The sequence below is a fragment of the Vibrio sp. genome (genome assembly GCF_050299255.1).
In the GTDB taxonomy this organism is placed as follows: domain Bacteria; phylum Pseudomonadota; class Gammaproteobacteria; order Enterobacterales; family Vibrionaceae; genus Vibrio.
Map to the genome: position 1 here is coordinate 18587 of NZ_JBNKVP010000041.1, position 10967 is coordinate 29553.

Genomic DNA, 10967 nt, shown 5'->3' on the forward strand with positions numbered 1-10967 from the left:
CAACAGAACTAGACAAGGATTGGTTATGATTTCCGAAGATTCCACTCAACCATCGTGGATCGAGACGATTCGCAGCTATATGGATAAACGTCTGCTGTGGGTATTTATGCTCGGCTGTTCCAGTGGTTTCCCCTGGGTGTTGATTGGTTCGAATATGTCCGGCTGGTTGAAAGACGCCGGTTTGACCCGGGCCGCGATTGGGTATTTTGGTAGTGTGTTTGCGGTCTATGCGATCAATTTCCTCTGGGCTCCCCTGGTAGACCGGGTGAAGCTGCCGCTGCTGCATCCGTTACTAGGCCAGCGCCGCAGCTGGATATTTCTCTGCCAGAGCTTGGTGCTGGTCTGCACTCTGCTTATCGCCGGTGTAAATCCAGCCAATGATCTGATGTTTACTTCTATGCTGGCGCTGGGGATAGCTATCGCTTCTGCCACACAGGATATTGCCATCGATGCATTCCGGATTGACAGTTTCCCGAAATCCCAATCTTCCAAATTACCCCAGGCATCTGCCATGGCGGTCATCGGGTGGTGGACCGGCTATTCGCTGCCTGGCTACCTGGCGTTTATCAATGCCGATAGTATTGGCTGGAACGGTGTCTATTATGGCATGGCCGCAGTTGTCGCCATTCTGATGTTATTCACCCTGCTGGTCGGTGAACCTGTTACTGCGCGTGAGCAATTACAGAGCGCTGCCGAACGACGCCACAATGAAGTGGTCGGTTCGAAGGTTGTAGCATGGTTAACCGTGACGGTCATCGAACCTTTCCTGGATTTCTTCAAACGCAACGGCGTCAGAGTGGCCATCACACTATTGTTATTCGTCTTCCTGTTTAAGATTGGCGAAGCGTTTTTGGGCCGGATGTCGATCACCTTCTACAAAGAAGTTGGCTTTAGCAATGAGCAGATCGGCTACTACTCGAAGTTAATTGGTTGGGGATTCACTATCCTATTTACATTGGTGGGCAGTATGTTCAATGTCCGCTTTGGTATCGTCCGCGGTCTGATGATCGGCGGAATTGCCATGGCCTCCAGTAACCTGATGTTTGCCTGGATAGCCCAGACCGGCCCGAGTGAGACGCTGTTTTTGGCGACCATTATCGTCGATAACTTCACCACTGCGTTTTCTACCGTCGCATTCGTCTCTTTCCTGACGGTATTAACCGGACAGGCGTTCTCGGCTACCCAGTATGCCTTGCTGGCGTCGTTGGGTAACTTTGGTCGCACTACGCTGGCCTCTTTCAGCGGGGAATTGGCGGACATGCTGAACGACTGGTCAATGTTCTTTATCCTGACATCGCTGATGGTCATACCGAGCCTGATCATGCTCTATTCTCTGCGTCACTATTTCCAGCGTTTGTTGGATAAGGCGCAAAATCACCACCAGCAAGATTCGGTCGTTGAGCAGCAGACGGAGCCGAGCTCCCCTTCCTAATCCGCGTAACGAGTGATACAAACAGATAAGGGCTGCACAATGCAGCCCTTATTATACCCGAGGGTATCGCTTTTAACCCCGAGCATTAAGGGTACAGTCCCTTACCAAACCGGTTAAAGATCCGCGCAACCCCTTGGGTGAACAGCATCGGCTCAGTTAACACCGACAGACAGAGGCACTCTTCGCCCGGTTGGGTGTATGGGCTGTGGGATACCGAACCATCCCTCAGTAGGTAATCTCCCGGATGATAATGACCATCTTCGTCACTGAATCCGCCATGCAACACTATGGTTGCTTCGATGCCTTTGTGGGTGTGCTGCGGAATTTTAACGTCCGGGCTAATGTACATCAGGTGGATTCTTGCCTGGTCTTCTACCGCGACAGCGGCACTAAATACCTTGCCACCATAACTGCGCCAATCACCCATTTTTGCCACCAGCCCACTCAGACTCCGTGGCAGGGTAAACTGTTTGCCACTGACGGTCACCTGGCTTAGCTGTGGTTTAGTTCGGCGCTCGAACGACACATCCGACGCAACGATTTGTTCCAGCATTCCAGCCAGTATTTCATTACCTTCCACCGTGTCCTGGTGCTTGACAGCTAACTTTTCCAGACTCAAACCAGCCTTGCGCTCGAACTTGGCGATCTGCCGATGACAATGATTGCAGTGATCCAGGTGAGTGGCGACTGCAACTCCCAACACCGCATCAATGTCACCTTGCGCATAGCGCTGTAATGTTGTTCTGTCAGGATGGTGATTCATAACCGCTCTGCCTCTATCGAATGTCTTAATTTCTCTACGGCCAGGCGTAGTCTGGATTTGACTGTTCCAAGGGGTAAGTCAAACATTTCCGCCACCTGCTGGTGGGGCAAATCTTCCAGATACACTGCCTGTACGACTTTGCGCTGCGACTCTGGAAGCAGATCCAGATATCGCAGAATTTGTTCCTTGAGCATCTCCTGTTCAGGTGCGTAATGCTCAATAAGATCCGGTGGATAATAGTCTTCCGGCCAGATATCTTCGGCGAGAATGTGCTGCTGTTTGCCCCGTTGTTTACGCAGTAAATCAAAACACAAGTTACGCGCTATCGTATAAATCCAGGTCGACAACGAGCTTTTGCTACCATCAAACAGATGGGATTTCTGCCATACCGTCGTCATGGCTTCCTGCACTATTTCCAGCGCAACTTGTTCGTTACCCACGTGTTTGTAAGCAAACTGCTTCAGGCGAGGAGAAAAATACTTAAACACGACCGCAAAGGCGGGCTTGTCTTGCACCTGGACCTGAGCCATAACGGCCGCCCACTCACGACGACCGTAATCCTGAGGTTGTTTCCCTGTCATATCGCGCCCTTGATTTGATGAAATGTCATTAGTACCACTGTAAACGTGACACCTGACTCCAGTATAGCTGCTTGTATGGGGCTACTTCTCTATCGTCGAAGAGAGAAAACGCATCGTCTCCTCGCAACTGGTTTGCTTGTTGAGGTAATCAAACTGCCGATTAGGAACTGGTAGCAGCTCTAGCCAACGTTGACTTACCCAACTGGCATCGTCAAAAAAACATTGCTGATAGAGGTGACCAATTTCCGGGAATCGACGGTAAACATTCTGCAGTTGTACACTGATGTATTCCTGCTCAGCTTCCAGCTTTGCTACCGGCCAACTTGGCAGCCATTGCACTGAAGCGATCCGCAGTCCATCGGACTCTGTTCGCACCGAACGGATTTGAAAACGCTTTAAGCCCGCGACTGTTATCCCCAGCAGCCCGTCCGACAAGGTATCAAAGTCGACAATTTGCACTTGAGTGCCGATAGAAGACAGCTGAAAGCGCGGCTCCTCGTCTCCTCGCTCAACCAGGCAAATACCAAACGTGCCATCACCTTTCATCGCCTGAGAAACCAGTCGCTTGTACCTTTGCTCGAAAATTCTCAATCTCATTTTACCTTCGGGTAAAACCACCGATCCCAACGGAAAAAGCATTATCTCTTTCATCACGGCTCCTGACTGTTTTTCACTGATACGCATAAAGATGGCTACGCGATCACTTTGACCATCACTCAATCAAGCGGCTGAATATTCACCATTTCAATGTGGTAATTGGTTTTATTTGTCGAAATAATGATGCCATAAAGCGCAAAGTTCCCACCATCTTGCACTAAGTGATAAAAACATGATCTCCATCACCTAAAATGATGCAATTTGCAGATCTGACCACTTTAAATTGAGATTTTTATCGTTAAAATTCTCCCTGCTAGTGCGCAAAGGATTTGTGCCACAGAACACGAACACCGTTTTTGGAACAAATTATAGAGAGTCCCCTTATGCGTAAATCACTTTTAGCGCTTGGCGTTATTGCGGCAGTTTCTGCCATTCCTGCTCAAGCTGAATACCTGTACGGTTTTGGTAATGTCTATCTGGATCACCAGTCTTGGGATCACGGTCCAAATCCAATCAGAGATCGCGATACCGCTAAAACCCGTAACCAGTATGTAATCGGTATTGATGGCGGTGCAGGTTTCACCTGGGGTGAACTGTACGGCTTTTACGATTACGAAAACGTCGGCAAATCACAAGAACAGCGCAAAGCATCTCTGAAAGGTACTGCGCACGTCTATCTGGGTGACAGCGGCATGAGCCTGTACGGTCAGGTCTACAACCACGACAATGCTAACCAAAGCGAGCAGAACCGTGTGTTGGGTCTGGGCTATACGGCACTGCAAGGTGAGAACTGGTTCTTCAAACCTTGGGTTGGTGTACACGAGATCACCTCTTGGGACCAATTTGGTACTTACCAAAACGTTAATGGTGCGAACGGCTATATGGCTGGTTGGACTGCACGCTATGCCTTCCAAGCTTTTGGCCAGAACTTCTCACTGGTTAACTGGAACGAAATCGAATTCGATCGCAACGACCAGTATGCCACCAACCAAGGCGGCAAAAACGGTATCAACGGTGCCGCAATTCTGTTCTGGCACGTAACAGACCAGTTCTCTACTGCAGTTCAGTACCGTTACTTCAATAACAAACTGGGCGTATACGGCCAGGGTCAAGGCCAGCACTACGGTGATGCTCTAATCTACCGCGTTCAGTACAGCTTCTAAGCAGGCTGCAAGAGTGACAAATGGCACCTTAGGGTGCCATTTTTGTTTCGCTGCCGGGTTTTAATGCTTTGATATCAGGGGTATCCTTTGCGCTTCTATGCATGGAGTCCGGATAATGAATATCGTCGTGTTAGGCCCCGGCGCAATCGGCGCCCTTTGGGCATGCAGTTTACAGTCAGCAGGCCACAACGTGGGGCTCTGGTCACGCCAGTCAGCCACCAGCCTAGAGTTACAATTGGATCAGCACCCTGTGCAACAATTTGCCAATTGCCAGTCAGAACAACTGCAACAGTGTGACCTATTACTGGTGACAGTCAAAGCCGGCCAGGTAAGCGGCGCAATGCAATCGCTAAAAAACCTGATTGCCGATGAAACCATTATTGTACTGATGCATAACGGTATGGGCACAGCGGAAAACGTCGCCACACTGCTGCCGCGCAATCCATTGCTGCTGGCCACCACCAGCCATGGTGCCTATCGTGTTGATGCAAACCATGTCCGCCACACCGGTAACGGGACGACACAAATCGGCCCTTACAACCAGTTGGCGACTCAATGTGCCTTCGTCAGCGAAGTGATGCAACACGCTCTGCCACCAGTGAGCTGGCAACCGGACATCCAACAGGCGCTGTGGCAAAAGCTGGCGATCAATTGCGCGATCAATCCACTGACCGCTCTGCACCAGATTAGCAACGGACAACTGCTTGAGCCCCGTTTCACCAGTACATTGGAGCAATTGGTCACCGAAGTTGCCCAAGTAATGCGCGCTGAAGGGATTGAGGTCACAGCAGAGGATTTGCTGCAACGTGTCTATCAGGTTGCCGAGGCGACTGCCGCCAACTACTCTTCCATGCAGCAGGATATTTTCTATCGGCGCCAAAGCGAGATAGACTTTATTACCGGACATTTACTCAATATCGCCCAAAAGCACGGCCTGACGCTGCCGCAAAATCAGGCCCTGTATTCGGCAATCAAACAGATAGAACAAGGCTGGAACAAGCAATGAGCAAGAAAGTACTGGTGCCAATTGCGCCTGGCAGTGAAGAAATGGAAGCGGTGACCATCATCGATATGATGGTACGAGCCGGTTATCAGGTTATCGTCGCCAGTGCCGATTTCGAAGGTCAGTTATCGATGAAAGCGTCCCGTGGCGTCACGCTGACGGCCGACTGTAAACTGGTGGATGTCGCCGACGAGGAATTTGATGCGGTTATTCTGCCCGGTGGTGTCGGCGGGGCAGAAACGTTCCGCGACAGTACCGTATTAGTGGAAATCGTAAAACAGCAGATGTATGACGGTAAACTGGTCGCCGCCATCTGTGCGGCCCCAGCGCTGGTGCTCGCTCACCACAAGCTGTATCCCGAAGCCATCATGACCTGTCACCCTGGCTTTCAGTCGAACATAGCGGCAGATAAATGGCGCAGTAAACGAGTTACTCTGGATATCAATCACAACCTGATCACCAGTCAGGGACCTGGCACCGCGCTTGAATTCGCGATGGAAATTATTATTCATCTGTCAGGTAAAGCACACGCCTGGTCGGTCGCCGAACCTATGGTGGTACTGCCGACGCTGCATTACCACATACTGGGTGATGAGGCATGAAGGTAGACGCTATTCGAAGCCAGTTTCCGGCCCTGCAACAACAGGTAAATGGTCAGCCGCTGTGCTATCTGGACAGCGCGGCGACCACACAAAAGCCGCAGTCAGTCATAGATGCCATCAGCCACTATTACAGCCGGCAAAACGCCAACGTCCACCGTGGTAGCCATGCACTCACTGCACAGGCAACCAGTCAGTTTGAAGCAGCGCGTCAGCGGGTTGCCAGCTTCATCGGCGCAGCCCGAACTCAGGAGATCATCTGGACCCGCGGTGCAACGGAAGCGCTCAACCTGATTGCGCAGACATACGCGCGCAACACTTTGCAGCCAGGCGATGAAATTCTGGTCGGCGAAATGGAGCACCATGCCAATATCGTTCCCTGGCAAATTGTCGCCCAGCAAACCGGCGCCAAAGTGGTTAAGCTGCCCATAAACGCCGATTGTCAGCTTGATATGGCTGAGTTTAAGCAGCTTCTGAGCCCACGGACCAAAATCGTCGCAGTGGCCCATATCACCAATGTCACCGGCAGCCGTCAGCCGATAGAAACCATTATTGGGCTTGCCCACCAAGTCGGTGCGGTGGTGGTGGTCGACGGCGCGCAGGGCATTGTCCACGAACCGGTCAATGTCGCGGCGCTTAATGCCGACTTCTACGTGTTTTCCGGACACAAGCTGTATGCACCAGCCGGTATCGGTGTGCTGTATGGCAAACTGGCGCTGCTTGAAGCGATGCCCCCCTGGCATGGCGGCGGGAAAATGGTCGAACGGGTCAGCTTTGACGGTACCACTTACACGGGCCTGCCCGGCAAATTTGAGGCCGGCACTCCGAATGTCGCCGGTGCCTTGGCACTGGCCACTGCGATTGACTGGTATCAGCAGTATCCGCTGAACGAAGTCGAAGCACATCTGGCCAGTTTACAAGCCGATTGCTATCAGAAATTGTGTCAGCTGCCCGATGTGACGGTTGTCGGTTATCAACCTGGCGCATCACTGCTTAGCTTTGTGGTTGATGGCGTTCACCATCAGGATGTAGCCACCCTGCTTGATCAACAAGGCATCGCGGTCCGCTCCGGTCACCATTGTGCCCATCCTTTGATGGATGCACTCAAGCTAACCGGGACGATTCGGGTCTCTTTTGGCCTATACAATAGTCAGCAAGATGTCGACAGGCTAATCCAAGCGTTAGAAAAAGCCCTGGATATGCTCTAGGCCACCTGACCAGTCTTTGGTTCACCTTAAGTTTCCGGCACCGAGAAATAACAAAGCCCTGAGCGTGCTCAGGGCTTTCTGTGTTTAATCAGGCTGACACTTAGCGAGGGTGGATCTCTGAGTGTGGGAAAAAGAACTCGATTTCACGCGCAGCGGATGCTGGGCTGTCCGAACCGTGTACTGAGTTATGGCGCATGCTCAGCGCATAATCGGCTCGAAGGGTACCGCACGCCGCTTCTTCCGGGTTAGTTTTTCCCATCAACTCACGGTAGCGACTGATTGCGCGTTCGCCTTCCAGCACCTGAACCATGATAGGCCCAGAGGTCATGAACTCTTTCAGCGGCTCAAAAAATGGCTTACCTTCATGCTCAGCATAAAAACCGCTTACCTGCTCTTCGGTCAGGTGAACCATCTTAGCAGCAATGATTTTTAGCCCCGCTTTTTCGATTCGATGATAGATCTCACCAATCAGATTACGCTCTACTGCATCAGGCTTAATGATTGAAAATGTTCTTTCCAGAGCCATATCGTTTCCTTATACGTCTATCTTTATCATTATCAGGCAGCCCTATAGGCTGCCTCTGTTTCACTGAAATGTTATTGGTTAATAATTCGCGCTAGTGTACGTACGCCAATTCCGGTGGCACCTGCGGCCCATTTATCCGTCGCTGCTTTGCGGTAAGTTGCCGCACAGTCGAAATGCAGCCAGCCTTTTTTGTAGTCATTAACAAAGTAAGACAGGAATGCCGCTGCCGTGCTGGCACCCGGTGAGTAATCGCCAGAGCTGATATTGGACAGGTCAGCAAAGTTTGACGGCAGCATATCGCGGTGGAAATCTGCCAGAGGAAGAGGCCACAAGCCCTCTTTTTCTTCGGCTGCCGCAGTCAAAGCGCTGTGGGAAAGCTGCTCATCAAAGCTCATCAGAGCGTGATAATCGTTACCCAAGGCGTTTTTCGCCGCGCCGGTCAACGTGGCGCAGTCGATGATCAATTCAGGGTTCTGCTCACTCGCATAGATTAAGCCATCCGCCAGTACCAGACGCCCTTCTGCATCGGTATTCATGATTTCGACTGTGGTACCGTTTTTGTAAGTGATGATATCACCCAATTTCAACGCCCGGCCCGACACCATATTTTCCGCACAGCACAAGATCAGTTTGACGCGCTTGTTGAGGCCTCGAAGGATCGCCAAGCCAAGACCACCGGTGATGGTACCCGCACCGCCCATATCAGCTTTCATCGCCGTCATAAAGTTGGATGGTTTCAGGCTGTAGCCACCGGAGTCAAATGTTATTCCTTTACCGACCAGACAGGCAAATACCGGCGCATTTTCGTCTCCGGTTGGGTTAAAGTCCAGTTGCAGCATTGCCGAGGTCCGCTCAGAGCCGCGGCCGACGGCGTAGATGCCTTCCCAGCCCTCGGTCAACAGATCTTTGTCTTTCACGATTTTTGCTGTGACCGTTCCTTCCGGAGCCACAGACTTAATAAATTCTGCTGCCATAGTGGCCAATTGACGTGGTGCCACTTCTTCAGCCGATTTATTGATAATATCGCGCGTAAATTCTGTTACTTGAATACGAGCCAACAACTCTGACTGCTCAGTGTCGGCTAAATCATTCCACGCCATTTGATTGCGCTTTTTAGCATCGCGGTAGGATTGATGAAAAGCCCATACTGACTCCAGATCCCAGTTATCGCCAGCCAACATTACCGAACGGACTCCCTGGGTATCCAGCTTGCGAGCCGCGCGCTGAATCGAACCCAGTGGGTGAGTTGTATTAAGATGGATAGTGGCACCCTGGTCGTTAAATGACAGTAGCGCGTTTTCGCCCCACTGAGGAGCTGAGGGTTCATGTGTTAAAAATACCGACATCTGTGTAGACATGGTTTCTCCTTGTCTCTTAGGACGGCGTCGTCTGCGCCGCTTCTTGATTCTGACTCGCTGATGTTAGCATCTTGCAGCATCAAAGTGTCAATTTGATAAACAAAGCTTGATAAAAAGCGGGCTCTTGGCCCGCTTGATTTTATTATCAATTGTAAGATGAATTAAACGGCTTAATCGCGTTCATCCATCCAACAGAGAATTACCGCTTCGAGGATTTTTTCATTGGAATGGTTAGGATCATCGTCGAACCCGTCCAGCTCCATAATCCACTGGTGTAAGTCGGTAAAACGCACGGTTTGCGGATCAGTGTCCGGAAACTTATCACACAGCTCGATGGCAATATCTCTTGAGTCTGTCCATCTCATGATCAATTCCTTATTTGGTTAATGACGCCAAAGTCGCACTGAGCGGCGGCGCGATTAATGATTCTCTTTAGCAAGGTTAATAGTGTATTTTGGAATTTCAACCACCAGGTCTTCATCGGCGACTTTGGCCTGACAACCCAGGCGAGATTCAGGCTCTAATCCCCACGCTTTGTCGAGCATGTCGTCTTCCATCTCTTCACTTTCTTCCAGTGAATCGAAACCTTCACGAATGATCACGTGACACGTGGTACAGGCACAGGACTTTTCACACGCATGTTCAATTCCAATACCATTTTTCAACGCCACATCCAGGACTGTTTCTCCGGTTTCAGCGTTTAATACTGCCCCTTCAGGACACAGATCTTCGTGAGGCAATACAATAATTTTTGGCATAACTCTTTGTCTCTTAAATATCGTCCACAGACTGACCAGATAATGCCGCTCTGATGGATTTATCCATCCGGCGAGAGGCGAATTCCTGGCTGGCTTTATCGGTATCTTTGATCCCTTGCTCAATAGCATTGGCATCATCACCGTTGCGCAGTGCAATCAGTGATTCAATCGCTTGTAGCAGTTCCTGACGCTCCGCTTCAGAAAGCAACTCATCACCATCGGCCTGCAGGGCAGAAATCAGGCCTTCAATCACGCGGTCGGCTTCTACGCGCTGTTCGGCCAGCGCGCGTGCTTGCATGTCTTCTTTGGCATGAGTCATGGAGTCACGCAGCATATTCGCCACTTCATCATCGCTCAGGCCATAGGAAGGTTTCACCTGAATATCAGACTGAACACCGGTACTCTTTTCCATCGCCGTCACCGACAACAGGCCGTCCGCATCAACCTGGTAGGTCACACGCACATGCGCCGCACCGGCCGACATTGGCGGGATGCCTTTCAGTGCAAAGCGAGCCAGCGAGCGGCAGTCGTCGACCATCTCCCTTTCGCCCTGAACCACATGCACCGTCATCGCAGTCTGACCATCTTTAAAGGTGGTAAACTCCTGCGCCCGCGCCACAGGGATAGTGGTATTGCGCGGAATGATTTTTTCAACCAGGCCGCCCATGGTTTCGATACCAAGTGATAACGGAATCACATCCAGCAGCAGCATTTCAGCATCAGGCTTATTGCCGGCTAATACATCGGCCTGCAGCGCGGCACCTACCGCCACCACTTCATCCGGATTGATGCTGGTCAACGGCGTACGGGCAAAGAATTCACCGACCATCTCTCTGACCAGTAAGGTGCGGGTCGAGCCCCCTACCATCACCACATCATGTACTTCGTCTGCCGTTACTCCGGCATCCTTCAGCGCCCGGCGGCAAGAGAGTAACGTTTTCTTCACCAAAGGCTGAATTAACTGATTGAGTTGGTCACG

General features: G+C 51.1%; 13 protein-coding genes. 5 read left to right on the top strand and 8 right to left on the bottom strand.

Annotation, left to right across the window (positions count from 1 at the left end):
• The first annotated feature begins 25 nt into the window (after window positions 1–25).
• Window positions 26–1432, top strand: a complete 1407-nt coding sequence (locus tag ACQY6F_RS11955) for an AmpG family muropeptide MFS transporter (protein ID WP_428774629.1) — start codon at window positions 26–28, stop codon at window positions 1430–1432.
• Between the two features lie 85 nt (window positions 1433–1517).
• Here ACQY6F_RS11955 and ACQY6F_RS11960 read toward each other — a convergent pair whose 3' ends face one another.
• The 3 genes from ACQY6F_RS11960 to ACQY6F_RS11970 form a co-directional block, all read right to left on the bottom strand.
• Entirely contained in the window at window positions 1518–2195 is a 678-nt protein-coding gene (locus tag ACQY6F_RS11960) for a ChrR family anti-sigma-E factor (protein ID WP_428774630.1), read from the bottom strand.
• A complete protein-coding gene (locus ACQY6F_RS11965; RefSeq protein WP_428774632.1) occupies window positions 2192–2776 on the bottom strand; it encodes an RNA polymerase sigma factor in 585 nt (194 codons plus the stop codon). Before ACQY6F_RS11965 ends, ACQY6F_RS11960 begins: the two co-directional genes overlap by 4 nt.
• 81 nt (window positions 2777–2857) lie before the next feature.
• Window positions 2858–3427, bottom strand: coding sequence for an LON peptidase substrate-binding domain-containing protein (locus ACQY6F_RS11970; RefSeq protein WP_428774634.1), 570 nt, complete (start codon window positions 3425–3427; stop codon window positions 2858–2860).
• A 329-nt stretch (window positions 3428–3756) separates the two neighbouring features.
• Here ACQY6F_RS11970 and ACQY6F_RS11975 point away from each other — a divergent pair, with 329 nt between their 5' ends.
• The 4 genes from ACQY6F_RS11975 to csdA all read left to right on the top strand — a co-directional run bounded on the left by ACQY6F_RS11975 (window position 3757) and on the right by csdA (window position 7346).
• Window positions 3757–4536: an outer membrane protein OmpK gene (locus ACQY6F_RS11975; protein WP_428774636.1), complete on the top strand. Its 780-nt coding sequence runs from the start codon at window positions 3757–3759 to the stop codon at window positions 4534–4536.
• A 115-nt stretch (window positions 4537–4651) separates the two neighbouring features.
• Window positions 4652–5542 (top strand): 2-dehydropantoate 2-reductase, encoded by an 891-nt coding sequence (gene panE, locus ACQY6F_RS11980; protein WP_428774638.1) that lies wholly within the window; start codon window positions 4652–4654, stop codon window positions 5540–5542.
• Window positions 5539–6141: a DJ-1 family glyoxalase III gene (locus ACQY6F_RS11985; RefSeq protein WP_428774640.1), complete on the top strand. Its 603-nt coding sequence runs from the start codon at window positions 5539–5541 to the stop codon at window positions 6139–6141. Before panE ends, ACQY6F_RS11985 begins: the two co-directional genes overlap by 4 nt.
• The gene (csdA, locus tag ACQY6F_RS11990; protein ID WP_428774642.1) at window positions 6138–7346 is read left to right on the top strand and encodes a cysteine desulfurase CsdA; all 1209 of its coding nucleotides are present in this window, start codon (window positions 6138–6140) and stop codon (window positions 7344–7346) included. Before ACQY6F_RS11985 ends, csdA begins: the two co-directional genes overlap by 4 nt.
• 100 nt (window positions 7347–7446) lie before the next feature.
• Here the strand turns inward: csdA and ndk are convergent, their stop codons facing one another.
• The 5 genes from ndk to ACQY6F_RS12015 all read right to left on the bottom strand — a co-directional run.
• Window positions 7447–7872 carry a nucleoside-diphosphate kinase gene (gene ndk / locus ACQY6F_RS11995; protein ID WP_428774644.1) on the bottom strand — a complete coding sequence of 142 codons (426 nt, stop codon included), beginning with the start codon at window positions 7870–7872 and terminating at the stop codon, window positions 7447–7449.
• Window positions 7873–7943: 71 nt separating this feature from the next.
• Window positions 7944–9230, bottom strand: a complete 1287-nt coding sequence (gene pepB, locus ACQY6F_RS12000) for an aminopeptidase PepB (RefSeq protein WP_428774646.1) — start codon at window positions 9228–9230, stop codon at window positions 7944–7946.
• A gap of 170 nt (window positions 9231–9400) precedes the next feature.
• A complete protein-coding gene (gene iscX / locus ACQY6F_RS12005; RefSeq protein WP_428774648.1) occupies window positions 9401–9595 on the bottom strand; it encodes a Fe-S cluster assembly protein IscX in 195 nt (64 codons plus the stop codon).
• Window positions 9596–9649: 54 nt separating this feature from the next.
• Window positions 9650–9988, bottom strand: coding sequence for an ISC system 2Fe-2S type ferredoxin (gene fdx / locus ACQY6F_RS12010; RefSeq protein ID WP_428774649.1), 339 nt, complete (start codon window positions 9986–9988; stop codon window positions 9650–9652).
• 13 nt (window positions 9989–10001) lie between these two features.
• Window positions 10002–10967: Hsp70 family protein (locus ACQY6F_RS12015; protein WP_428774651.1), on the bottom strand; the 966-nt coding region annotated here is incomplete at its 5' end.

What these genes read in the sequence shown, in the direction of transcription:
- ACQY6F_RS11955 (WP_428774629.1), top strand. Translation starts at nt 26, where the DNA reads ATGATTTCCGAAGATTCCACTCAACCATCGTGGATCGAGACGATTCGC.
- ACQY6F_RS11960 (WP_428774630.1), bottom strand. Translation starts at nt 2,195, where the DNA reads ATGAATCACCATCCTGACAGAACAACATTACAGCGCTATGCGCAAGGT.
- ACQY6F_RS11965 (WP_428774632.1), bottom strand. Translation starts at nt 2,776, where the DNA reads ATGACAGGGAAACAACCTCAGGATTACGGTCGTCGTGAGTGGGCGGCC.
- ACQY6F_RS11970 (WP_428774634.1), bottom strand. Translation starts at nt 3,427, where the DNA reads ATGAAAGAGATAATGCTTTTTCCGTTGGGATCGGTGGTTTTACCCGAA.
- ACQY6F_RS11975 (WP_428774636.1), top strand. Translation starts at nt 3,757, where the DNA reads ATGCGTAAATCACTTTTAGCGCTTGGCGTTATTGCGGCAGTTTCTGCC.
- panE (WP_428774638.1), top strand. Translation starts at nt 4,652, where the DNA reads ATGAATATCGTCGTGTTAGGCCCCGGCGCAATCGGCGCCCTTTGGGCA.
- ACQY6F_RS11985 (WP_428774640.1), top strand. Translation starts at nt 5,539, where the DNA reads ATGAGCAAGAAAGTACTGGTGCCAATTGCGCCTGGCAGTGAAGAAATG.
- csdA (WP_428774642.1), top strand. Translation starts at nt 6,138, where the DNA reads ATGAAGGTAGACGCTATTCGAAGCCAGTTTCCGGCCCTGCAACAACAG.
- ndk (WP_428774644.1), bottom strand. Translation starts at nt 7,872, where the DNA reads ATGGCTCTGGAAAGAACATTTTCAATCATTAAGCCTGATGCAGTAGAG.
- pepB (WP_428774646.1), bottom strand. Translation starts at nt 9,230, where the DNA reads ATGTCTACACAGATGTCGGTATTTTTAACACATGAACCCTCAGCTCCT.
- iscX (WP_428774648.1), bottom strand. Translation starts at nt 9,595, where the DNA reads ATGAGATGGACAGACTCAAGAGATATTGCCATCGAGCTGTGTGATAAG.
- fdx (WP_428774649.1), bottom strand. Translation starts at nt 9,988, where the DNA reads ATGCCAAAAATTATTGTATTGCCTCACGAAGATCTGTGTCCTGAAGGG.